We start from the raw sequence: 22,319 nt of genomic DNA on the forward strand, positions 1-22,319 counted from the left end.
GGCCGGACGACACATCAAATCTGGAGAACTAAAAATGAGCACCACCCCCAAAAAGCGGTTCCTGCCCATCTGGGTCTATATCCTGATGGCAATTGAACTGGTCATGATCACCGGAGTCACCATTGTCGGGATGCAGGACATCACCGTTATGCACCCCGACCAGACCGGCTCTTCTTATCTTGCGTCGCTGTACATCACACGCAATCTGGTCGCGCTTGGCGGTCTGGTTCTGGCGACTTATGTGTTCCGCAGCTATGTGGCTTTTTTCCTCATGCTGTTGCAGCGCATTGCCACCGAAGTGTCCGACTTTTCGAATTCCTACTGGTTTGGCCGCGACCCCGAGGTTCTGGCGTCGATCCCTTACCTGATTGTTCTGCTGGTGGTTCTGCCAACAATCGCGATGGTCGTAGTTTGGCCCGACGTCAAACAAGAGGCCGCCGCCCTGCGTGCGAAAACCAATTTTCTTCGCAAGGAGTCCTGATATGCAAAAACTGACGACTTTCGTTGCTGCAACGGCCCTGTCGCTAATGGGCGGAGCTTCTCTGGCCGACGGGCTGGAGCTGGAAATCTTTGTCTCGGAGCCCAACGAGATCAACGTCACTTCGGCTCTGATCATGGGCCCGACGGAAATGATGGTCATGTCGGCGCAAGGCACACGGTCGTCGGCTGAGCGACTGGCCGATCTGATCGACAGCAAGGGGTTGGATCTGGAGTATATTTTCCTGTCGCACCCGCATCTGGACCATTCGCAGGGCGCAAGCGTGCTGCTGGAACGCTTCCCCGATGCCAAGTTCATCTCAACGCCCGAGATTGCAGCCGTACAGACCCACCGTATCCCGATTGACGATGCCGCAGCGGCGGCCCGCCATAAGGAAAACGCTCTGACGTCAATACCGGCTGAGCCCTATGAGGGAGACACCATCGAGATCGACGGCCACACAATCGAGATCTGGAAGGATCTGGTCGGTGATGTGGGGATCGCAGAACCGGACGAGCCCCACGTCGCCCTGCACATCCCGTCGCTGAATGCGCTGCTGCCCAGCGATATCGTCTACTACAATGCGCATGTGTTCCTGGGCGGAAGCACCAAGGAAAGCCGGGAAATCTGGAAATCCCAGATCGAAGACTGGCTTGCGCGTGACTTTGATATCGTAGTGCCGGGCCACATGCTGAAAACCGATCTGGACAACCTGACCGCCGAAGGGGCGTTGACCCATACGCTGGACTATCTGAACGCCTATGAACCGGCGATTGCAGACAGCAACAACTCGGAAGAGTTGATTGGCAAGATGCTGGCAATCTATCCCGATATGCAGCACCAGTCGGCACTCTATATTGGCAGCTGGATCAACTTCAAGGAAATGCGCAACATCTCGTTCAACCCGGCTGCCGCGCAATTCCCCGAAGGGGCGAGCGAAGAGGAGATTCAGCGCATCGATGCAGAGCGTTATGAGGCGTTCAAGAAGGCTTACAACCTTGATTAATCTTACGTAACGTCCCCGCCACAATTGTGGCGAGGGCGCTATTATGCAGCGACTGGCCGCCGGATTGCAGTGGCAAGAAAGTAGGGAGAACCATGCCGAATATCGAAATCAACGGTCGCTCGATTCATTATCAGGATGTAGGGCAGGGTGAAGAGACGCTTGTTTTCTCTCATGGTTTCCTGATGAACCACCAGATGTACCGCCATCAGATCGACGCCTTGTCCAAGCGCTTTCGGGTCATCTCCTTTGATCACCGGGGCCACGGCGACAGCGACCCGTGCCGCCAGCCTTACGAGCTTGCCGATCTGGTCAGCGATGCCGAGCAACTGATCGAAAAGCTAGTCGGCGGGCCGGTTCATTTTGCAGGTATGTCGACCGGCGGATTTGTTGGGCTGCGGTTGCTGTTGAAACGCCCTGACTTGATCAAGAAGCTGGTGCTGATCGACACCAGCGCGCGGCCTGAGCCGACGGCGAAGCTGCGCGAGTTCAAGTTCCTGCTGTTCATGCTGAAGCTTCTGGGGCTGCGTCCTCTGGTCGGGCAGGCGATGAAAAACCTGTTCGCCAAGGAGTTCCTGACCGATCCCGCCCGGAAAACGGAACGTCAGTACTGGAAGACCTATATGGGCGGTCTGGACAAGCGCTCGATCCATGCGTTTGGCAAGGCCATCTTCTTCCGGGGCGATGTGCTTGAGGATATCCGGCGGCTTTCGTCCTATCCCGAAACGCTTATCGTCGTGGGCGAAGAAGACACGCCCACGCCGGTTCACGAAGCGCAGGCGATGAACAAGGCCATTCCCGGCTCAATCCTGAAAACCGTGAAAAAAAGCGGCCACTCTTCGCCTGTAGAGGCACCGGCAGTTGTGACCGAAGCGATGGAGCGTTTCCTGTAGCCAAACAGCGTTGCAGCTAACAAAAATCCCCGGCCGTTCAAGCCGGGGACACCCACTGCTCGGCATATGTTGGGTTTAGTGCTTGCCTTCAGCTTTCTGAATCGCAGCGACGGCCAGCCGATTGGCGTCGTTGGCGCCCGGACCGTCAAGAATTGTCAGGTCGTCCAATTCTACCTCGCGCCCGCTTTCGGTAATCACTTTCAATGGTTTCACATCGCTGTTGGTTTCACGGTCCACATATCTAAATGGGGCCTTGTCAGCGCCAAACACCCATTGGTCGCTCCATTGCGCCATCGCGATCATGACGGGCAGCAAGCCGCGACCCTTGTCGGTCAACCGGTATTCGGTGCGCGTCGTGCCAACGCCTACCGGAATCTTGTCAAGGATTCCATGGTCCTGCAGATGTTGCAGTCGCTGTGTCAGGATGTTCTTGGAAATCCCGATGCTTTTTTCAAACGCGGTGAAGGTCCTGACACCAAAGAACGCATCCCGCAGGATCATGGTCGACCATTTGTCTCCAACCGCTTCAGCGGCCTGCGCCCAACTGCAATTAACATCGGCAAGTGATTTACGTGTCATGATCCATCCGGTCATTTTGGGGATGTCAAAGTCTGTCAAGGAAACGACAATAGTGAACATCCACTGAACTGGAAAGCTGGTTGAAGGTGCGGAACAGGTGTTCCGCACCTTTCGGGTTTATTTGCCCTTAAAGGGGTAAGCGGGCCGGGGTTGGCCGCTTTTTACGGCATTGATCGCGCCGACGAGGCTACCTTGAGCGTCCTCGGTATGCAGCATTTTACCAGCCATTTCTGGCATCATGGCGTCCGCCTTTTCGATCCCACCGGTGGACCAGGCACGCATCAGTTTCTTATGCGTAGCATGGGCTTTGGTCGGGCCGTTGCCCAGTTTCTGTACCCACTTTTCAGCAGCAGCGCCGAGTTCGCTTGCAGGGACCACCTCGTTGATCAGGCCATAGGTCAGCGCGTCTTCCGCCCCAACCAGTTCCGCCGTCAGCGCCCATTGCATGGCGCGCGTCCGGCCGACACGTTCCGCCACGCGCTGCACGCCGCCGAGGAAGGTGAACACACCAACGGTTGCTTCGGGGTGGCCAAATTTGGCGTCGTCTGCCGCGATGATGATGTCGCCGCGCAATGCAAGCTCGAAAGCGCCGCCCATGCAGTGACCCTGGATGGCAAAGACGATCGGGAAGGGCAGGTCTTCAAACGCATTCACCAGCGGCAAACCCTGCGCCATCATGGCCGAGAACGCTTCTTCGCTGACGCCATCCCAGTTGGTGACATCGCCGCCAAAGCCGAAATCGGGGCCGTTTGCCTTGACCAGCAGAACACGGGTATCGTCGCGCCCCATCATGTCCTGAATGGCGGCGCCAAACGCTGCCATAACTTCGTTTCCCAGTCTGTTCTGGGGCGGGTTGTCGATGGTGATTTGCGCGAAACCGCCTTCGTTAGTGTATTCAAGTGCAGGCATCTTATTCCTCCGGTTTAACACTTTCGGCGGGCCTAGCAGTTTTGGTATTGTAATGCAACCATCGCTTTGCTAATGCATACGAAATTCTGTGCAAAGAAGAAGGAGCGTAGTCATGTCATCCGTTGATCGGTCTGTTGTTGTTACGGGTGTGTCCACCGGGTTGGGGCATGCCATCGCATCTGATCTGATGCGAAACGGGTTTCATGTCTTTGGGAGCGTGCGAAAGCCGGAAGATGCAAACCGACTCTCGGCCGAGTTCCAGGACCGCTTCACGCCGTTGATTTTCGATGTCACCGATGCGGAGGCTATCCAAGTTGCTGCGGATCAGGTGGCCAAAGCCCTGAATGGGCGCACTTTGGCCGGTCTGGTGAATAATGCCGGCGTCGCGGTGGCAGGGCCTTTGCGCTATTTGCCCGTGGACGAGCTGAAGTTTCAGTTTGATGTGAATGTGTATGGGCTGCTGCGTGTGTCCCAGGCTTTCATCCCTCTTCTTGGCGCCGATCCCGCGTTTTCGGGCGCGCCCGGTCGGATCATCAACATGAGCTCGGTGCACGGCGAAATCGCGATGCCGATTTTTGGACCCTACTCCATGTCAAAGCATGCAGTAGAGGCGTTCTCGGGCGCGTTGCGGCGTGAGCTTCTAGGCCATGGGATCGACGTCGTGACCGTGGGACCTGGTGCCGTAAAGACCCCGATCTGGCAAAAGTCAGATAACCTCGACATCGAACAATACAAAGGGACGGAATACTACGACACCTTTGTAGGCATCCGGTCCGCGGCCAAGCAATTGGGCGAAACGGGTCTTGAACCTTCTGAGGTATCGGGAAAGGTCGTGGATATTCTTGAAGGCAAAGAAAAGGGAACCCGCTTTGCGGTTGTTGCCAAATACCTTGCTGACTGGCTACTTCCCCGGATTCTGCCGCAGCGGTTGGTCGACAAGAAAATGACACAGCGTATGGGCTTTCCTTCAAGCTATCGCTGAGGCTCTGATACGCAGGGCGGCTCTTAGAATGTTTCAAGTCAGACGGCCCGGACAATTGTCCGGGCCGTTGCGTTTTTGGGTGTCAGAAATGTGCGTCTTTGTCCGCCTCGTGAAATTGTGCGCGGTCCATCGCTAGGCACCCGTTTGTGAATTTTGGCGTGATTGGCGCTGCGCCAACATGGGCGCAGCTTTTCCGTTTTATGTGCGCTCGACAATCACAGCGATGCCCTGTCCGCCGCCAATACACATAGTGGCAAGGCCATAGCGCCCCTGAATGCGCTGCAACTCGTGCAGCAATTTGACAAGGATGATTGTCCCCGATCCACCGATGGGGTGACCCAGCGCAACGGCACCGCCATTGGGGTTCACCTTGTCCGAGGATAGGTCCAGATCTTGGGAAACCGCGCAAGCCTGGGCCGCAAAGGCTTCGTTGCTTTCGATCACATCCAGATCCGACACGCTCAGCCCGGCTCGCTGCAGGGCCTGCCGAGTTGCCGGAACCGGCCCCATGCCCATGATTTCAGGGGCCACACCGCCCAGACCATAGGACACGATACGCGCCAGAGGCTTCGCGCCCTTGGCCGTCATCTTCTCTTCGGACATCAGGGTCACGGCGGCGGCACCATCGTTGATGCCGCTGGCATTCCCGGCGGTCACGCTTCCGTCTTTGCGGAATGCGGGGCGCAGACTGGCCAGACCTTCCATCGTGATGTCCGCGCGGACGTGCTCATCCGTGTCAAAAACAAATTCCTTGCGCCCGCGCTTGATCGTCATCGGCAGGATTTGCTCCTTGAAGCGGCCTTCCTCGATGGCTTTGCTCGCGCGGCGATGGGATTCCAATGCAAAGGCGTCCTGCGCTTCGCGGCCGATCCCCTTGCGGTCCGCGATGTTCTCGGCGGTCATGCCCATATGGCCGTTGCCGAAGGGGTCTGTCAGACCCCCGATCATCATATCCAGCGCTTTTACATCACCCATTTTCTGGCCATGCCGAGCCTGTGTGATCAGGTGTCCGGCCCGGCTCATGCACTCCGCGCCGCCCGCCAGCACCACATCCGCATTGCCCAGCATGACCTGCTCCGCCCCGCTGACAACGGCCTGAAGGCCCGATCCGCACAACCGGTTCAGTGTCAGCGCTGGCGAGGTTTCGGGCACGCCAGCGCGGATCGCGACAACCCGGCTGATGTACATGTCCTCGGGATGTGAGTGCATGACATTGCCCAGCACGGTCTGTTCGACATCCTGCGCTTTGATCCCGGCGCGGTTGATGGCTTCGGCCGCAACTGCGGTGCCAAGATCGCAGGGGGACTGGCCCGAAAGCGATCCAGCAAATGTCCCGACGGCCGTTCGGACGCCGGATGTAATGTAGACAGACTTGGTCATGATGTTTCCTTAGGTTGCAACGCAGGCATCGGGCTAGGCCCGCACCGAGCGCGTCAGTTTACAGACGATTCTCCACGAAGCTGGTCCAGCGGCAGGCAGGCCGCGCGTACAAAATGCTGTACGGTGCGAACATATTCCGACACCGAGACACCCCGCTTGCGGTATTTGGCACGCTTGACGTACCAGTCCTGCAAAAGCGGTTTGATCAACGACGGCAGCAAGGGCGACACATCCTCGCGCAGCAACCCTTGCTCTTGGGCGCGGAAGATGACATCGGCAAAAATCTCTTCGGTCATGATTTCGCTGTTGATCGCGATTTTCCGCTCCTTTGGCGGAAAGCTCTTGGCTTCCATGAAAGAAAAGGCGAACCACGCAAGCATCTCTTCGGTCAGGCGGATATGCGCTTCGATTAGCCAATCCAGATGGGCAATGGGGTCATCCGTCACCTCAGCCGGCGGGTTGTTCAGAACATCACCGACCGAGGTCGTCACCTGGGTCAGGATCATGTTCAGAAGGGTCGTCTTGCTGTCGAAATAGGCATAAAGCCCTCCCATCGACATCCCGGCCTCTTTCGACAAGTCCCGTAGCGACATGGCTTGAAACCCTTTGCCGTTGGACAGTTTCAGGGCCGCTTCGATAATGACGGTGAGGTTCTTGATGGCAATACCCGGCTTTCGAACCGAGATCGTATCGCTGTTATGCGCAAGGATTGATCGGCACAAGGCCTCGGACGAATGTTGCTTAGTGGTCAACACTTGGGATCTCCTTCGAAACTCCGAACTTTACCGAGAGGTGATTTGCACTCTGAACGGCAAAGGGTATGTCCCATTCTGGATATCGGGCGCTCGCTCGCATGGCAACCTGATCAGGCAAACACCGTGTTCAGCGCCGACTGCGGTAGGGTCATCTGATATGCTTTGGCGATGTCTGATACGAGCTGAGTTACGCGGTCCCGGCCAAGTTCCTTCATGAGTGCAACAGGCGGGCGTTCAAATCGCAGGGCCAGCCGGGCTCCTTTGTCGAAATCGCTGGGCGCTGCGACATTCTCTTCAATGGCCTGGAGAACCGGAAAAAATACAGCACCCATAAGGCGATCTCGGATAATCTGGGCCTGAATTTCGGTAAGCTCATCCGCTTCGGATGCAATAGGCCAGTTTTCTTCCGTTGCGCCAACGCGCTTCAGACCGTCTGCCGGCTCGTAGAATGGGCCCAACCCTGACAGGTTCTGCACAGCGTTCAGATTGATGCGGGGCTTGATGATGTTCATCACGGCAAAAGGACCCAGCGCCAGCCCAAAGGTGTCGCAGGCGATCTGATCGATCTGCGCAGTATTGGCCAGGCCATCATCCAGAATGCGAACGGCCTCATTCGTATATGGGCAAAAGAATCTGTTGATTGCAAAGCCACTGGCGTCTTTGCACTGAATGGTCGTCTTGGCCGTATCTTCCAGAAAAGCTGACGCACTGCTGAGGACATCTGGGCTGGTGTCTTGACCTGCGATAAGTTCCACGATCGGGTTGATTTCGGCCGGGCTGAAATAGTGCAGGCCCAGGAACCGCTCGGGATTCGGCAGGGCGCTGGCGAGGTCGGACAGGCGCAGGGCGCTGGTGTTTGTAGCAACAATCGTGTCTGCGCCGAGATGTCCCGAGAGCTTCTCGAACAGGTCGCGCTTGACCTGGAGGTCCTCGAAGATGGCTTCGATGATCAAATCGGCACCGCTCGTGTCGCCTATGTCCTGGGATACGCTCAGGCAGGACAGGGCATGGCTCGCGTCTTCAATACGCATCTGCGCTTTTTCAACCTTGCGATCAAAGAAGCGCGTTATGCGTTTTTGCATCGCGGCCAACCCGTCCGCGTTGGTGTCTATCACGCGCGTTTTAAGCCCAGCGGCCATGCAACTGATGGCAATCCCACCACCCATAGTCCCTGCGCCGATAATCGAAACGGATTGAATTTTCATGAGTGCCTCCCTCAGTGTTCGCCCTGATTATCGAACGAACGCTCGTTTTGCAAGTGGCGTTCATTGCGCCTGCTGACTTGCACTCCTGCTCAAGACCTGGAGAGTTACCGCGCAACAGCCCGTGGCGGCGGTATGTCGTGACTTAGCTGTCCCGCCAGCGCGCCTGCAATGCGGGCTCGCGTTGGATCAATTGCTCGTGTTACCCAAGGTTCTGTCCAGCCGCCAGGCGAGCAGGTCAATCCTGTCTTGTCCAAAGAAGGGCTCGCCGTTGAAGACCATCAGGGGAACGCCCCAATGACCGCTGCTGCCCAGAGCTTGTTGATTGTTTTCGATCTCAGCGCTGATATCGCTTAGGTGTTCGTTCGTGTATTCGTCGAAGAGAGCGGGATTGAGACCACACGCGATCGTCACCTGATCCAGATCATGTATCCAGTCGGCGCTCTGGGCAAACAGAAGATTCGACAACGCTTCGACATATTGAAGCCCGCATCCGAAACGGTGCGCCACGACGCATCGTCCTGTCAGGGCAATCGCTCGGGCTTCGTTTGTCGCGGGATCCGGGGTTAGCGGATCCGGGTCGGGACGGGAGAAAGGATAGCCCAGCATGTCAGCCACCCGCGCAGCGTCCATGTAGTTGTACTGATGTTTCACATGATTTTTCGGATCATGAACGACCGGGCTCCGCAGCGCGAGCGGCAGCACCGGGCGCAGGTTGATTTGATGGCGGCGGCCAAGTTCCCGCAGGCGGGCTATGGCAAGATAACAGAACGGCGAACGGACGGACCAAAAAAGATCGATCGCCTGTGTCGAGGCACGTGTCTGAGAACTACTGTATTCCATCTCGATAAGGCTTCGGTTTTCAGATCGCTCGCGCGCTTTTCCAAGGTCATTCGGCGTGACTTCGGACCGTCCGCCTTTATGGCTGGCGCGTTTTTCTTGCGATGATTTGGACACGCCTTTGATAGCTGCAAGGTTTCGCTTCAGCAAGAGTTTGAGCCCCATGATCGGCTGATAGGTTATCTTGATAAAAGCGACCGTTTCTATCAGGTGCGAATGAACTCGGGAACACCCAGCGTCTCAGCTAGGCGCTGGGTTTCACGAAGCACCAGATCTATGTTGCTGTCGCGGACGGTCGGCAAAATCTGCCGCGCGCGCCTGACCACGTCATAGTCCAAGGTTGCGGTGATCAATTCTTCGCCATCGCCTGCAACTGCAAGCTCATTGCCAAATGCGTCGATGATACGCGAGCCACCCCAGAAATGGAGGTCATGTTCGGTTCCGGTCCGATTGACCATAATGACCGGAGCGCCATACATCATCGCATAAAACCGGCATGTCACAGCCCAACCGCTGGGATTGTCGAAATCGGCGCCAACGGCTTCAATGCCGGAACTCACCGGACAGAGCAGCATCGTGCTGCCATGCAGAAAGGCCAGATGCGCCAGCGCGGGGTTCCAAACATCCGCACAGATCAGCAATCCCGCGTTCCAGCGATCAACCACCGGAAATGTCTCTACAAACCGGCCAGCGGCATAGTGTTTTCCTTCTTCCAGTTTGCCGTAGTTCGGGATGTTGATCTTTCGGTGCAGGTGAACAAGTTTGCCATCTTTCAACACGGCCGCCGAATTGTAGAATTGCGCGGCAGGTCCCTCTTCTATGAAGCCAACGGTCACCGCCATTGGGCCTGCGGCCTCTGCCAGTTTCCTGAGCCGCGCGTCCTGACGGTCCATTGCGGCTCCTAGCAGGTTTTTCGGGCCGTAGTGACCAGTGAGGGACAGTTCTGGAAACACCAGCAAATCCAAATCTGCCACGCGCCCTTTTTCTATCCAGTCAAGATGAATGTCGATGTTGACGCCAACGTCCCCGATTGCACTGGCAAACTGAGCTGCACCAACTGTCAATTTTTCCACTGCCAACATTGACCTGCTCCTTCGACGATCCTGACCCTGCTCAGGCTTCGATCTACGATTGTCAGCTCAAGACAGATTGCCCACTCCCGACAACCGGTTGTGCAATTCCGCCAAACAACTCAGACCTGTCAGATCGCAGATAGCCGCATTCCAGGCTTTGCAGCATTGGTCGGGCTGTTTCGTCCCAGCCCAATAAGCAGCTTCAAAGGTTGTTCCGGGGGCCGCGGTCGGTTGATGCGCTGCCCTGCGGTGGGCTTCCGCGTACGCTCAACCAGACTGGCATCGCCAGGGATCGGTTTCAGGCGCGGTATCAAGCTCGCTTCTGATCCGCGCGGTTCCCTTGATCAGAAAATCATGCAATTCGCGGGCAGGCTTTGAGTTCAGCAGGCTGGGGTCTGACAGCACGGTTACACGCCCTGTCTCACAACTGAGGCCGAAAGGGGCCACCAAGTGACCACTTCGCAATCTGGATCGCGCCAGAAGCGACGGCACGATGCCCACACCCAGTCCCCTCTCGGTCAACCTTATCGCCATACTGTAGGTATTTGACTGGTAATCTTCGGACAGTCTCATATGTGGCTGTCCGAGTTGAGCGGCGGCCAGATACCAGGCTTCCGGGCGTCCGAGGTTATGGATCAATCGCGACGCAGACAACTGGGACGGGGTTGTCAGAGGCAGGCCGTCCACACGAAAGTCCGGCGATGCGACGATGGCAAACCGGTCCTGCCACAAAACAAGCAGATCGCGGGACAGCTTTTCGCTGGGCACATCGGTCACCACGATGTCTGCGACTTCCTGCACCTCGTCCTCCCAGATCCGGGCATGGATCGTGATTTGAACTTCTGGATGCAGGTCTGAAAACTGCGTCAGCAGGTCCGCCATCCATGTCTCTGCCGCTGAGATCGGGCAGGAAACCACGACCCGTTCCCGTCCCCGCCCCTTCAAGATGGCTTTGGTCGCCTGTTCGATGTTTTCGAGTGACTGTTGCACGCTGGGCAAATACGCCTTGCCCAGACTTGTCAGTGACAAGGAGCGCGGGTGGCGATTGAACAATGGCCCCCCGATAAACTGCTCCAACGCCCGCACGTGACCGCTGACCGCGGCTTGCGTCAGGTTCATCTCGGTAGCGGCATCCGTAAAAGACATGTGCCGGGCGGAAACCTCGAAGGATCGCAGGTAACTCAGTGGCGGAAGGTCTTTCATCGTCACAACTCACTCATGACCTAAAATTTCTTTGGTCATAGGGGTGATATTGCTCATGTGTCAACGCGCCGAAGCCAAGTTATTGGAGGGCGCATTCGAACGAGGGAGCGCAGCTATGGGAACGGAACGACGCAAGGGTGGACGCAGGGGCGTTTCTGCGCGCGCAGGCAAACAGATAGCCCAGCTTGGGTGGAGCCAGTCACGTTCCCCTTATGCGCCGCTAAATGTGGCCAACGAAGAACAGATGCAGGCCATCCACGATACCTCCATGCGGATCCTGTCAGAGGCTGGCATCCGGGTGATGAGTATCCAGGTCATGGACTTGTTCGAAGCCGCGGGCGCTATCGTGGATCGCGACACCATGACCATCCGTATCGACGAGACACTGGTCAACGAGGCTCTTAAAACCGTTCCGACCCATTTCGACATGGTTGCGCGCAACCCGGCGAAAACCATCGAGATGGGGGGCACCTCGATAAATTTCGGCCTGGTGGCAGGCCCGCCCAGCACCCATGACTGTATCAATGGCAGACGCCCGGGCAATCACGAGGATTATTGCAACTTCATCCGTCTGGCGCACCACTTCAACGCCGTCAATATCATCGGCAATCAGGTGGTCGCTCCGATGGAGCTGCCCTCAAACACACGCCATCTTGATACATATCTCGCCAATCTGACGCTAAGCGATTTAACCTTTCACTGCACCGCCATCGGGCGGGGGCGGGCCATGGACGGGATCAACATGATGGCGATCAGCCGTGGGATCACTGTCGACCAAATGCGAGAGACGCCCGGCGTTGTTACGGTGATATCGGTCAATTCTCCACGGCTGCTGGACGAGGCGATGACCGATGGGTTGATCGCGATGTCAGAACATGGCCAGCCGGTTTCGATCACGCCGTTCACTTTGATGGGTGCGATGACCCCGGTCACGCTTCCCGCTGCCATGGCGCAGCAAAACGCAGAGGCGTTGTTCGGCGTTGTGTTGACCCAACTGGTTAACCCCGGCGCGCCGGTGCTCTATGGTGCGTTTACGTCAAATGTCGATCTACGCTCGGGCGCGCCGGCCTTCGGGACACCCGAAAACACCAAGGCCAACATTATTGCAGGACAACTGGCCCGGAGATACGGGATTCCGTACCGTACCTCGAACGCAAATGCCTCGAACTGCGTCGACCTGCAAGCTGCTTACGAGACGATGATGTCCACATGGGGTGCGGTTCTGGGGCAGGCCAATCTGGTTTATCACGCCGCCGGTTGGCTGGAAGGCGGCCTGACGGCATCGTTTGAGAAGTTCATCCTTGATGTAGAAATCATTCAGAACATGAAAGAATTCCTGCGCCCATTGGACTTCTCGGAAGAGGAACTGGGACTGGACGCGATCAAGGCAGTTCCAACCGGCGGGCATTTCTTTGGCGAAGCGCACACAATGGCGCGCTACCAGACCGCATTTTACCAACCGATCCTGTCCGACTGGCAGAATTACGAGAACTGGCAGAAGGCGGGTTCCAAGGATGCTCTGACGCGTGCGACGGAAATCTGGCAGCAGGCTCTGAAAGATTATGAAGCCCCGCCTATGGACGAAGCTGTTCGCGAGGAACTCGAAGCATACGTCATAACCCGCCGCGAGCAGATTGGCACACAGGAACCCTAGGGCGATGAACACGCAAGTCGCCAACACGATTGAAGAGTACAGGAAAGTCTCGCCAAGCAAGCCACAGCATGAAAGGCCGGTGCAGGTGACAATGCTGTTGCTGCCAGGGTTTTCGATGTTGGCCACCAGCGGGTTCTGCGAAACTCTGGCCACAGCAAATCGCATTTTGGGGCGTGCGCAGTTCAGCTGGCTGATGGCGTCTGAGGATGGCGCGCCCGTGCATTCATCCTGCGGCATGGCCATACCAACCAAGCCTATGGCAGAGCGGGTATCTGGCCAGGCCACTTTGATCCTGAGCGGCGCGGGTCCGCAGAATTCCGATGCCAGCGCCAGCTTCTGGATACGCAGCGCTCTGCATCGCTTCGTGCGCCACGGCGGTCGGATCGGCGCCCTAGGTGAGGCCATCGAATTTCTGACCATGGCGGGCTGCACTCAAAACAGAACTATTGCGGTCCACTGGCGCTATCGCGCCGGGTTCACCGAAAAATACCCCGATCAGGATCTGTGCCAGCGCCCATTTGTCGTTGATGAACGGGTGATGTCTGCTGTGGGCGCGACGTCGGGCATCGATCTGGCTCTGTGCTTGATTGAAGAACAGTGTGGCGAGGACATCGTCCGGGTGTGCGCCGACGAATTGTGTTATGCCGCGCAGCAGCGACTGCAACGCCTGACTGAGAGCACGCATCCGGCTCTTTCCCATCTCGGTCATGACAAGTTGCGCAAAACAATTGCCGAGATGGAGAAATGCATCGATGATCCGCCAAGTATCGAGTATTTTGCCGACCTCCTAAGCCTTTCTCAGCGTCAGCTCGAACGTCTGTTCGCACGGTATCTAGACACCTCACCAAAACGCTATTTCGACAACATGCGCCTGGAGCGTGCCCATGAGTTGTTGTTGCAGACCGATATGCGTTTGTCGGAAATCGCGATTGCCACAGGATTTGGATCAAACAGTTTGCTGTCCAAACACTTTCGCCGCCGGTTCAACGCCACGCCGCAGGCATTGCGACAAGGTAATGCAAAGCCTGCGACAGAAAGGGTCACGCGCGCATGATTGAAGCGACATCATCGAAGCGAGCGTCGATTTCGCCTGAGTTGCGCGGACAGATCGTTACAGCGGGATAACACAATGGGTCCAGTTCAATCGTTCCTGACAAACACCACGTATGAGGCGTTACCCGAAGAGATCAAGGTCTGGGCACGGCGCTGGCTGTTGGATTTGCTGGGCGTGGCTGCCGGAGGTCGCGGCACGCAGTTGTCACAGATCATATGCGATCACGCAGCCGCGCAGTTCGGTCCGGGCCATCGCTCGGCGCGCATACTGTTTGATGGCCGCGCCGTCAGTCCTGCAGGCGCCGCATTGGCTGGGGGCATGACGATCGACGCGCTGGACGGTCATGACGGTCACAAGTTGACCAAGGGCCATACCGGCTGCGGTGTTTTGCCCGCGCTGCTTGCCCTGACCGAGGCCGAAGGGCTGGAGGATGACCGCGCGTTTCTGACCTCGTTGGTCATTGGATACGAGATCGGAACGCGCGCCGGGATTGCGCTGCATCGGTCGGCGCCGGATTACCACACTTCAGGCGCATGGATTGCACTGGCTACCGCCGCTCTGGGCGCGCGGATACTGAACCTGACCCCGGAACAAACCCGCCATGCGATTGGCATAGCCGAATATCACGGACCCCGCAGTCAGATGATGCGGTGCATTGATCATCCGACGATGCTGAAGGACGGGTCGGGCTGGGGCACGATGGCGGGCGTCTCTGCGGCCTATCTGGCGCAGGCCGGTTTCACCGGCGCCCCTGCGGTAACGGTCGAAGCCGCCGATCTGTCCGATCTGTGGGATGATCTGGGTCAGACCTGGCGCATTTCGGAGCAGTATTTCAAGGCCTACCCGGTTTGCCGCTGGGCCCAGCCACCCGTACAGGCGGTGCTGAACCTGCGCGCCCAACACGGGCTAAAGTCAAGCGACATAGAACGGATCGACATCACCACCTTTCATCAGTCGCTTCGCCTTGCCACGCGGCACCCGAAATCCACGGAAGAGGCACAATACTCGACCGCCTACCCGGCCGCCGTGGCCGCCGTGCGCGGGGATGTGACACCCGCAGACCTGACGCAGGAGAGTTTCTCCGACCCCGAGATACTGCGGCTGTCCAACACCATGGGCGTCTGCGAAAGCGCAGAGTTCAACGAGGCATTCCCGGCGCGCCGCATCGCCAGCGCGACCCTGACATTGAAGGACGGGCGCACGGTTGTCTCTGGCCCAACCGAAGCCATCGGTGATCCCGAAGCGCCTATCAGTCAAGAACAGGTCGAAGCCAAATTTGACGCCTATGCCATTCCGACCCTGGGGCCTGATCGGGCAGGGGCCATAAAGGCCGCTGTCTCGCGTCTGGGCGAAGGCAGCGGAATCTCCGAACTTATCGATCTCACATCAGCACCTCGAAACATCGCCTAAGCGATCAAGCCCAAGACATCGCAGCAAGGAAGCGACGCGCCATGACTCAGACCAAGACATCAGAAACCAAATTGCCAAGCCATGCGCAGGCTGTCGTCATCGGTGGCGGCGTGATCGGATGCTCGATCCTGTACCACCTCGCAAAACTGGGGTGGACGGATGCCGTGTTGCTGGAACGTTCAGAGCTGACCTCGGGGTCGACTTGGCACGCGGCGGCGAACATCCACGGCCTGCATGACAGCAGCAATATCAGCCGCATGCAGCACTACACGATGTCGCTGTACAAGGAACTTGAGGCTGAGACAGGCCAAAGCTGCGGCGTTTTTCAGCCCGGTTCCCTGTACCTGGCCCAGACCGAGGCGCGCGAACAACAGTTGCGCCTGCAAGAAGCCAAGGCGCGACGCTATGGCATGAACTTCCATGAGGTCAGCCGCGATGAGGCTGAGCGCCTGCACCCGCTCGTTGATTTTGACGGTGTGCGCTGCATCATGTTCGAACCAGATGGCGGGAACGTCGATCCCTCGGGTGTCACCAACGCTTACGCGGTGGGTGCGCGGCAATATGGTGCGGCCATCCATCGTTTCACTCCCGTGACCGGCACCGAACCGCAACCTGATGGCAGCTGGATCGTACGGACCGATGCCGGTGACATTCGCACGCCTTGGGTGATCAACGCCGCAGGGCTTTGGGCCCGCGAAGTCGGCGCGCTGGCCGGGCTGGAACTGCCGCTGCTGCCAACAGAACACCAGTATTTTGTGACCGAAACGATCGACGCGATCGCAGCAATGGATCGTCGTCTCCCGTCGGTCGCTGATCGCGATGGTGAGTATTATCTGCGCCAGGAAGGGCAGGGCCTTTTGGTGGGTGCCTACGAAAAGGATGTACGGTTCTGGGCAGAGCAGGGCACGCCCCAGGGCTTTGGGCATGAGCTGTTCCCCGACGATCTTGAACGGATCGAAGACAACATGATGCGCGCCATCGCGCGCGTGCCCGCGCTTGAAACGTCGGGCATCAAACGGGTGATCAACGGGCCGATGATCTGGTCGCCGGATTCCTCGCTGCTGTTGGGCCCGGTGCCAGAGAAACCCGGCTATTTCTGCGCCTGCGGCATGATCCCGGGATTCAGCCAATCGGGCGGTGTGGGCAAGCTGGCCGCCGAATGGATGGTCGAAGGCGAGCCGACGCTCGATCTGTTCGCGTGGGATGTGGCGCGCTTTGGCAGCTGGGCTGGCAAGGGCTTCACCAAGGCGCGGGTGGCCGATCAATATGCCAACCGCTTCAAGATCCACTTCCCGGGAGAGGAACGCGAGGCCGGTCGCCCGGTACGCGCGCGACCCGTCCACGCCATGCAAAAGGAACTGGGCGCGACCTTTGGTCTGAACTACGGCTGGGAACACCCGCTCTACTTCGATGCCGATACGCCGGATAGTGCCGGGTTTACCCGCCAGCCCTGGTGGGACAGTGTTGGCCGCGAGGCGCGCATGCTGCGGCAGAATGCAGGCATCATCGACATCTCGAACTTTGCCAAATACGAGGTCGCGGGACCGGGGGCCGAAGACTGGCTGAACGCTGTTTTCGCCAACCGGATGCCGCGTCTTCCGGGCCGGTCCTGCCTGACACCGCTGATTGGGCGCCGTGGGGGCATTGCCGGAGATTTCACCGTCACACGTCTGGACGAAGAAACCTTTATTGTGATCGGTTCGGGCATGGCCGAGCGGTATCATCAGGGCTTTTTCCGCGAGGTGCCCCTGCCAGAGGGGACCCGGTTTGAAAGCAAGACCGAGCAGATGGCCGGGTTCAATGTCGCGGGCCCCCAAGCGCGTAGCATACTGCAACGCCTGACAAATGCGGATCTTTCCAACGCAGCATTCCCGTTCTTCCGTTCCCAGCGTATTACGGTCGCAGGTGTGTCTTGCACCGCGCTACGGGTATCGTTTACCGGCGATCTGGGATGGGAGGTGCATTGCGATGTGTCCGACCAGATGACGCTCTATTCGGCGTTGCTGGAGGCAGGGCGTGATGTTGGGGCCGGTCCGGTCGGCAGCCGCGCCCTAATGAGCCTGCGTGTCGAAAAAGGCTACGGGTCGTGGGGACGCGACTATTCACCTGAATGGTGGCCACAGGAATCCGGCCTTGACGGGCTGATCCGCGCTGACAAGGATTTCCTGAACAAGGACGCATGGTTGACGGTTCGCGACCAGCCAGCGCGCGAGGTGATGACCCTGATCGAAATCGACGCAACCACCGCCGACGCGACGGGTGGAGAGCCGGTGTTCTTGCCGGACGGCACGCCAATCGGGCAGGTGACTTCGGGTGCTTTCGGGTATCACGTCGAAAAATCGCTGGCCATTGCCTACCTGCGCCCTGATTGCGTTACACCCGGCCAAGCGGTCGAGGTAGCGGTCCTTGGCAAGGCGCACCAAGCGAAAGTCCTCGGCGACCCGCCGCTTGACCCTGAGGGCACCCGGTTGCGCGGCTAGGGCCGATGGGATCGAAGGTGTTGCGCCGCCGGGTTAACTGAGTGCGTCGTCCACATTTGGAACGCGCGCTCGCAAAGCTTCATCATGCGGCGGCCGATATCGGCCCCGCAGGCCCCCATGCACCAGTTGCCCGTATTCAAGGCGCAAGGAGACTTGTTGGGGCTGCAAGACTTAGGTCGGGCAGGCCTGTTTCAGATCGGATAGCGGGAAGTCGTTGAACATCGCAGGTGCAAGCCAAGTCAGAAAACTGTCGTCATCGATCAGGTCGGCAAACGCGGCGGTCATCATTCCCAGTTGCCGGACGAGACTGGCTTCACGCTCGGGGTTGACCTCTCCATGAGCAAAATCGCGCGGGTTCTCAATCAGTCGATTGGCCATCGCCCGGATGCGTTCGGCCGAGACCGGATGCGTGTTCTCCCGCCGACTTTTTTCGCTTGCCGGATCGTGCCACCAGGCGGCCTGATAGTACCAGAAAATGCCCATCGGATTGCCGCCCAATCTCGCGAAGTGGTTCAGCGCAAACTCATCCGCTTCGGCCTCCTGACGGCGGCTCTCGGCACCGCCGGTTCCAGGTTGGTGCTCAAGCAATAGATGCCCAAGCTCGTGCGCCAGAATGAACTGCACACCTGACGAGTAGATTTTGCCACTGAGGTCGTATGTGTAGTTGTCGGCAAACAACTTTTCACGATCCAGACCAAACGCAATGAGTGGCGCGGGCAGGTCCTCGTCAGCCCGCAGGAGCGCGGCCAGGTAAGTCTGGATATATTCCTGCGGGCAATTGCGGGATTCAAACCATGCGTGGAGGGTCGAGATATCGTCAAAAAACCGCAATGACGTCAACGGAATATAGATTTCCTGCCTGTTCGGCGCTGCATAAAATGACATGGGGCCCGGGCCGCGTTCGGGGAAAATCAGCTGAACGTTTCTGGCGCGATCACGAAACTGGCCTGGCAAACGGGGCACGATATCCTGCCACATAACGTTCTCGATTGTCGGGATTGCCCGGTCACGCACACGCTGCAAATCTGCCGGGCTATAAACAACCTCGGCGGCGGCGGCCGAGGCAAAAAAGATACAAAGGGCAAAGGCTGATTTCAACAACCCGTATGTCTCCCGTCAAAGAACTCAAGAGCCTGTGCGGGAGGGGCGGCACCTTCGGAAGGATTGCGCGCCCAGTTTTCAAATTGAACCCGGTTGCCCCAATCACTGTGCCAAACCTCTTGCATGAGGCGGAGTTTGATTGCCGTCAGATCACTTTGGGCGGGTGCGCGCACAGCGGTTGTGTCTGCAATGCAATTCAGCGTCCATATCTGGTGGCGGGTGCGTTGGCGCGCATAGCTGCTGACTTCGGCCGCGGCCTCCGCACTGGTCTGCGTGCTGACCGATCCGACAAATTGACCAGACAGGTTTTCAGGAACGCTTGCGACCTGATCTGCCGTAATCTCGGACATGGGTGACGCTGCGGTATAGGAAATCGGGTGAGAGAGGCTGACCCATGCGTACAAGATGATCGTCGCAAGTGCGAATACCGGTGTCGATAACGCCATTGACCCTGCAATGCCCAACGGGCCGCCATCCTTGATCGTCACTTTCTGCACGGTTTTCCAAAACCCGACGAGTATTACCAGTGCGACCACAATGACGATACCGGTCAGCAACAGTCGCTCGGACATACGGAAGACAATTATTGGGTTCAAATCTTCGAACATGTCCAAATCCTTTGGCTCGTACCGGAATCATACCACAGCAGGTGGCCACCACCAAAAAATGGCCGACTGAGAGGTTCTGACGGCTTGCACCTTCAGTATCTGTCAGATCAAAAAACAGGGGGGGCCCATTCCCTTGAAACCCCCAACATATTGCCACAAGGCAGGATCTTGATCGAGGGTATGTCGGCAGAGATTTGGGACGCTCCGATCTTGTCGGGCTGATGATCGATTTCAGTAATGCAAGCGGGCCACTTCCAGGCTTGAACCGGTCGGTTGATGTTCTTGACTCTCTGCTTTCCGATGTCCCTGAAGACCAGGTCGAACCGGTCGCGAACCTGCTCATAAACAACATCGGATATGCATATGCCACCCGGGTCGGCCAGCGCTTCCAGCCGCGCGGCAACATTGACGCCGTCTCCCAGAATGTCATCTCCCTCAATAACCACGTCGTCCACATTGACGCCGATGCGAAAGACAATCTGCGTCTCGCGGGCATCTCGCGCCCCCAGCATTCGTTGAACTTCAACGCAGCACGTTACAGCGCCGACGACGCTGGAGAATTCTGCCAGAATGCCGTCGCCCATCAGCTTGACGATGCGACCGTGATGCTGCTTGATCCTCGGTTCGATCAGTCTTTTGCGCAACCTGCGTAGCGCCGCCAGTGTGGCTTCTTCATCATCTCTCACCAACCGCGAATAGCCGACCACATCTGCCGCAACTATGGCTGCAAGTCTTCGCTCCATTTGGCAAGCCTCCCGAGCGGACAGGTCAAAAACAATGTGCGACCGATGAATTGCTGGAGGGTGTCGGTATCGTAGCCTTGGTTGCACCTGTCGCGGCTATGACGAAACAGGCGATCAGGATCGCAGACCGGCCCCGCCTCAAAGACCAGAAGAATTCGCGTCCGAACGTGGCTGAATCTAGTACGCGTAACGCAACAAAAATCTCTGAAAGTCTGTTCAACCGCATCGCAATCACCTTACCGCCAAGGAAGAAATACCTCTCTATTTTCCAGAAGGTTCAGGCAACTTGCGATCCTGCAAACAGCGTATTTTGGCTACTGCACTCGGCGTATTTCTGCTAGAATACAGACTTATTGTTAGTGCTATTGTGGATATGAGATGTTGCAGGTTGCCGATCCGATGGCAGATCTGACATTGCGCGAACGTCAGATCGCCAAGGCCTATGCGTCCGGACAAAGTTACAAGGAAATCGCGCTCGATCTCGGGATCGCACCATCCACCGCGCGCACTCATATCAACACGATTTATCGCAAAGCTGGGGTATCGTCGAAGATCGAATTGCTCCGAAAGATCGAGACCGCAGAGCGGATGGCACAAGTCGCCCAGCCAGGGCCGAGACGGGTGCTTTTTGTTGCCGCCGTAGCAGTGGTGCTCACTATCGTGGTCGCGGCAGTTGTTACCTCGAGATTGCGCGCAATTGGCCCACCGACCAGAGCGCTTCCCTCTGTTGCGGTGCTGCCATTGGAGTTGGGAGGTGGGACCGAGGAACAGACCCACTTCGTTGATGCATTGGCCCGGGATATCGTGACCGATCTGGCGCAATTCAGCGGTTTGGCCGTCATCGCAGCCAATAGCAGCTTCCGGCCGGAGTTCGAAAATGCCAGCCCCCAGCAGATCGGCGAGGCGCTCCGGGTCAGATATGTGCTCTTTGGGGATATCTCGTGGAATGACCAACAGGTGCGGGTCAACATGCAGGTGCTCGAAACCGACACCAACCGAATAATCTGGGCTGAACGGTATTCACCCGACGCAACCGATTTACTGGGCATACGGAGCGATCTTGCAACTCGTGTTGTCGGTGTGATCGGACCGGTCGAGGCCGCCAACGGTCGGTTGCGCAGGGCCGAACTTGCCCGCGTCGCAAAGCTACCGACACGCGACCTGCAGGCCTATGATATGTTCCTCAAGGGTATGGTTCATTGGGAAAAGTTCACGACAGAAGACAATCTGCTGGCCCGTGAAGCCTTTCTGCGCGCCGTCGAGATCGACCCGGGCTTTGCCAAGGCTTATGCGATGGCGGCATGGACCCATGTGACCGATGTCTGGGAGGGCCGTTCAGACAACCCGGATGCAGATTTGCAAAATGCTGCCCGGCTCGCCAACAGGGCGCTCTCCGCCGATCAGAACGAACCCTATGCGCATTGGGCTATGGGTGCAGTCTATCTTTTCCAGCGTGAGCACGAGCTATCGATTGAGGCATATAAACGTGCGGTCGAACTCAACCCGAACGGCGCTGATTTTTTGGTTTATCTCGGCTGGGCGCTCAGCTATCGGGGGCGCACCGATGAGGCGTTGAGCTACATGCAGACCGCAGTCGAGTTGAACCCGTTTCATCCGGGATGGTACCTTTGGGACATTGCACTGGCCCATTTCGTTGCCGGCGATTACCAGAAGTCAATCGACCTGCTCAACGAGCGCAATCCCAAGACCACGGGAACCTATGAGCTTCTGGCATTCAGCCATGCCATGCTTGGAAATGACACTCAGGCGCGCGACGCCATGGAACACGTTTTGAAAGTCAAACCGGATCTCACCATTGCGCGTGTCAGACAGTTGGAACCATTCGAGCATGAAAGGGACCTCAACCGTTATCTCGATGCGATGCGAAAAGCCGGAGTGCCGGAAAGCTGACGGATCTGTTGCAACCTTTCCTGCCCGTCCCGATCCGAGCGCAGCCCCCAACTCGTGGTAC

At 57.7% G+C, this 22,319-nt stretch carries 20 protein-coding genes; 9 read left to right on the forward strand and 11 right to left on the reverse strand.

Annotated features, from left to right (window positions below; all coding sequences use genetic code 11):
* Window positions 1–34: 34 nt before the first annotated feature.
* The 3 genes from AB1E34_RS10655 (at window position 35) to AB1E34_RS10665 (ending at window position 2,374) form a co-directional block, all read left to right on the forward strand.
* Window positions 35–481, forward strand: coding sequence for a hypothetical protein (locus AB1E34_RS10655; protein WP_372572325.1), 447 nt, complete (start codon window positions 35–37; stop codon window positions 479–481).
* Window position 482: 1 nt separating this feature from the next.
* Complete coding sequence (locus AB1E34_RS10660; protein ID WP_372572326.1) at window positions 483–1,484, forward strand: MBL fold metallo-hydrolase; 1,002 nt, start codon at window positions 483–485, stop codon at window positions 1,482–1,484.
* Between the two features lie 92 nt (window positions 1,485–1,576).
* Window positions 1,577–2,374, forward strand: coding sequence for an alpha/beta fold hydrolase (locus tag AB1E34_RS10665; protein ID WP_372572327.1), 798 nt, complete (start codon window positions 1,577–1,579; stop codon window positions 2,372–2,374).
* Window positions 2,375–2,449: 75 nt separating this feature from the next.
* Here AB1E34_RS10665 and AB1E34_RS10670 read toward each other — a convergent pair whose 3' ends face one another.
* On the reverse strand, window positions 2,450–2,953 hold the full coding sequence (locus AB1E34_RS10670; RefSeq protein ID WP_372572328.1) for a winged helix-turn-helix transcriptional regulator: 504 nt from the start codon (window positions 2,951–2,953) through the stop codon (window positions 2,450–2,452).
* A gap of 117 nt (window positions 2,954–3,070) precedes the next feature.
* On the reverse strand, window positions 3,071–3,862 hold the full coding sequence (locus AB1E34_RS10675) for an enoyl-CoA hydratase/isomerase family protein (protein ID WP_372572329.1): 792 nt from the start codon (window positions 3,860–3,862) through the stop codon (window positions 3,071–3,073).
* Between the two features lie 112 nt (window positions 3,863–3,974).
* On the opposite strand from AB1E34_RS10675, the gene AB1E34_RS10680 reads away from it, so the two are divergent.
* On the forward strand, window positions 3,975–4,844 hold the full coding sequence (locus AB1E34_RS10680) for an SDR family NAD(P)-dependent oxidoreductase (protein ID WP_372572330.1): 870 nt from the start codon (window positions 3,975–3,977) through the stop codon (window positions 4,842–4,844).
* Between the two features lie 198 nt (window positions 4,845–5,042).
* Here the strand turns inward: AB1E34_RS10680 and bktB are convergent, their stop codons facing one another.
* The 6 genes from bktB to AB1E34_RS10710 form a co-directional block, all read right to left on the reverse strand.
* A complete protein-coding gene (gene bktB / locus AB1E34_RS10685) occupies window positions 5,043–6,224 on the reverse strand; it encodes a beta-ketothiolase BktB (protein ID WP_372572331.1) in 1,182 nt (393 codons plus the stop codon).
* 53 nt (window positions 6,225–6,277) lie between these two features.
* Window positions 6,278–6,979: a TetR/AcrR family transcriptional regulator gene (locus tag AB1E34_RS10690; protein WP_372572332.1), complete on the reverse strand. Its 702-nt coding sequence runs from the start codon at window positions 6,977–6,979 to the stop codon at window positions 6,278–6,280.
* A gap of 110 nt (window positions 6,980–7,089) precedes the next feature.
* Window positions 7,090–8,184: a 3-hydroxyacyl-CoA dehydrogenase family protein gene (locus AB1E34_RS10695; RefSeq protein ID WP_372572333.1), complete on the reverse strand. Its 1,095-nt coding sequence runs from the start codon at window positions 8,182–8,184 to the stop codon at window positions 7,090–7,092.
* A gap of 186 nt (window positions 8,185–8,370) precedes the next feature.
* Window positions 8,371–9,186 (reverse strand): 2-hydroxychromene-2-carboxylate isomerase, encoded by an 816-nt coding sequence (locus tag AB1E34_RS10700; protein ID WP_372572334.1) that lies wholly within the window; start codon window positions 9,184–9,186, stop codon window positions 8,371–8,373.
* Between the two features lie 41 nt (window positions 9,187–9,227).
* On the reverse strand, window positions 9,228–10,103 hold the full coding sequence (locus AB1E34_RS10705; protein ID WP_372572335.1) for a nitrilase-related carbon-nitrogen hydrolase: 876 nt from the start codon (window positions 10,101–10,103) through the stop codon (window positions 9,228–9,230).
* 258 nt (window positions 10,104–10,361) lie between these two features.
* Window positions 10,362–11,297 (reverse strand): LysR substrate-binding domain-containing protein, encoded by a 936-nt coding sequence (locus AB1E34_RS10710; protein WP_372572336.1) that lies wholly within the window; start codon window positions 11,295–11,297, stop codon window positions 10,362–10,364.
* Between the two features lie 115 nt (window positions 11,298–11,412).
* On the opposite strand from AB1E34_RS10710, the gene AB1E34_RS10715 reads away from it, so the two are divergent.
* The 4 genes from AB1E34_RS10715 (at window position 11,413) to AB1E34_RS10730 (ending at window position 17,895) form a co-directional block, all read left to right on the forward strand.
* Window positions 11,413–12,951: a trimethylamine methyltransferase family protein gene (locus tag AB1E34_RS10715; protein ID WP_372572337.1), complete on the forward strand. Its 1,539-nt coding sequence runs from the start codon at window positions 11,413–11,415 to the stop codon at window positions 12,949–12,951.
* Window positions 12,952–12,955: 4 nt separating this feature from the next.
* Window positions 12,956–14,005, forward strand: a complete 1,050-nt coding sequence (locus AB1E34_RS10720; RefSeq protein WP_372572338.1) for a GlxA family transcriptional regulator — start codon at window positions 12,956–12,958, stop codon at window positions 14,003–14,005.
* Between the two features lie 75 nt (window positions 14,006–14,080).
* A complete protein-coding gene (locus AB1E34_RS10725; RefSeq protein WP_372572339.1) occupies window positions 14,081–15,415 on the forward strand; it encodes an MmgE/PrpD family protein in 1,335 nt (444 codons plus the stop codon).
* A 41-nt stretch (window positions 15,416–15,456) separates the two neighbouring features.
* Window positions 15,457–17,895 (forward strand): GcvT family protein, encoded by a 2,439-nt coding sequence (locus AB1E34_RS10730; protein ID WP_372572340.1) that lies wholly within the window; start codon window positions 15,457–15,459, stop codon window positions 17,893–17,895.
* Window positions 17,896–18,066: 171 nt separating this feature from the next.
* Here AB1E34_RS10730 and AB1E34_RS10735 read toward each other — a convergent pair whose 3' ends face one another.
* From AB1E34_RS10735 to AB1E34_RS10745, 3 genes are all read right to left on the reverse strand, one after another.
* The gene (locus AB1E34_RS10735) at window positions 18,067–18,780 is read right to left on the reverse strand and encodes a phage exclusion protein Lit family protein (RefSeq protein ID WP_372572341.1); all 714 of its coding nucleotides are present in this window, start codon (window positions 18,778–18,780) and stop codon (window positions 18,067–18,069) included.
* 209 nt (window positions 18,781–18,989) lie between these two features.
* The gene (locus AB1E34_RS10740) at window positions 18,990–19,604 is read right to left on the reverse strand and encodes a hypothetical protein (RefSeq protein WP_372572342.1); all 615 of its coding nucleotides are present in this window, start codon (window positions 19,602–19,604) and stop codon (window positions 18,990–18,992) included.
* A 107-nt stretch (window positions 19,605–19,711) separates the two neighbouring features.
* Window positions 19,712–20,347, reverse strand: coding sequence for an adenylate/guanylate cyclase domain-containing protein (locus tag AB1E34_RS10745; protein WP_372572343.1), 636 nt, complete (start codon window positions 20,345–20,347; stop codon window positions 19,712–19,714).
* Window positions 20,348–20,746: 399 nt separating this feature from the next.
* Here AB1E34_RS10745 and AB1E34_RS10750 point away from each other — a divergent pair, with 399 nt between their 5' ends.
* Window positions 20,747–22,258 carry a tetratricopeptide repeat protein gene (locus AB1E34_RS10750; protein WP_372572344.1) on the forward strand — a complete coding sequence of 504 codons (1,512 nt, stop codon included), beginning with the start codon at window positions 20,747–20,749 and terminating at the stop codon, window positions 22,256–22,258.
* Window positions 22,259–22,319 lie beyond the last annotated feature (61 nt).

The sequence above is a fragment of the Ruegeria jejuensis genome (assembly GCF_041537905.1).
GTDB lineage: Bacteria > Pseudomonadota > Alphaproteobacteria > Rhodobacterales > Rhodobacteraceae > Ruegeria_C.

What these genes read in the sequence shown, in the direction of transcription:
- AB1E34_RS10655 (WP_372572325.1), top strand. Translation starts at nt 35, where the DNA reads ATGAGCACCACCCCCAAAAAGCGGTTCCTGCCCATCTGGGTCTATATC.
- AB1E34_RS10660 (WP_372572326.1), top strand. Translation starts at nt 483, where the DNA reads ATGCAAAAACTGACGACTTTCGTTGCTGCAACGGCCCTGTCGCTAATG.
- AB1E34_RS10665 (WP_372572327.1), top strand. Translation starts at nt 1,577, where the DNA reads ATGCCGAATATCGAAATCAACGGTCGCTCGATTCATTATCAGGATGTA.
- AB1E34_RS10670 (WP_372572328.1), bottom strand. Translation starts at nt 2,953, where the DNA reads ATGACACGTAAATCACTTGCCGATGTTAATTGCAGTTGGGCGCAGGCC.
- AB1E34_RS10675 (WP_372572329.1), bottom strand. Translation starts at nt 3,862, where the DNA reads ATGCCTGCACTTGAATACACTAACGAAGGCGGTTTCGCGCAAATCACC.
- AB1E34_RS10680 (WP_372572330.1), top strand. Translation starts at nt 3,975, where the DNA reads ATGTCATCCGTTGATCGGTCTGTTGTTGTTACGGGTGTGTCCACCGGG.
- bktB (WP_372572331.1), bottom strand. Translation starts at nt 6,224, where the DNA reads ATGACCAAGTCTGTCTACATTACATCCGGCGTCCGAACGGCCGTCGGG.
- AB1E34_RS10695 (WP_372572333.1), bottom strand. Translation starts at nt 8,184, where the DNA reads ATGAAAATTCAATCCGTTTCGATTATCGGCGCAGGGACTATGGGTGGT.
- AB1E34_RS10700 (WP_372572334.1), bottom strand. Translation starts at nt 9,186, where the DNA reads ATGGGGCTCAAACTCTTGCTGAAGCGAAACCTTGCAGCTATCAAAGGC.
- AB1E34_RS10705 (WP_372572335.1), bottom strand. Translation starts at nt 10,103, where the DNA reads ATGTTGGCAGTGGAAAAATTGACAGTTGGTGCAGCTCAGTTTGCCAGT.
- AB1E34_RS10710 (WP_372572336.1), bottom strand. Translation starts at nt 11,297, where the DNA reads ATGAAAGACCTTCCGCCACTGAGTTACCTGCGATCCTTCGAGGTTTCC.
- AB1E34_RS10715 (WP_372572337.1), top strand. Translation starts at nt 11,413, where the DNA reads ATGGGAACGGAACGACGCAAGGGTGGACGCAGGGGCGTTTCTGCGCGC.
- AB1E34_RS10720 (WP_372572338.1), top strand. Translation starts at nt 12,956, where the DNA reads ATGAACACGCAAGTCGCCAACACGATTGAAGAGTACAGGAAAGTCTCG.
- AB1E34_RS10725 (WP_372572339.1), top strand. Translation starts at nt 14,081, where the DNA reads ATGGGTCCAGTTCAATCGTTCCTGACAAACACCACGTATGAGGCGTTA.
- AB1E34_RS10730 (WP_372572340.1), top strand. Translation starts at nt 15,457, where the DNA reads ATGACTCAGACCAAGACATCAGAAACCAAATTGCCAAGCCATGCGCAG.
- AB1E34_RS10735 (WP_372572341.1), bottom strand. Translation starts at nt 18,780, where the DNA reads ATGTCATTTTATGCAGCGCCGAACAGGCAGGAAATCTATATTCCGTTG.
- AB1E34_RS10740 (WP_372572342.1), bottom strand. Translation starts at nt 19,604, where the DNA reads ATGTTCGAAGATTTGAACCCAATAATTGTCTTCCGTATGTCCGAGCGA.
- AB1E34_RS10745 (WP_372572343.1), bottom strand. Translation starts at nt 20,347, where the DNA reads ATGGAGCGAAGACTTGCAGCCATAGTTGCGGCAGATGTGGTCGGCTAT.
- AB1E34_RS10750 (WP_372572344.1), top strand. Translation starts at nt 20,747, where the DNA reads ATGGCAGATCTGACATTGCGCGAACGTCAGATCGCCAAGGCCTATGCG.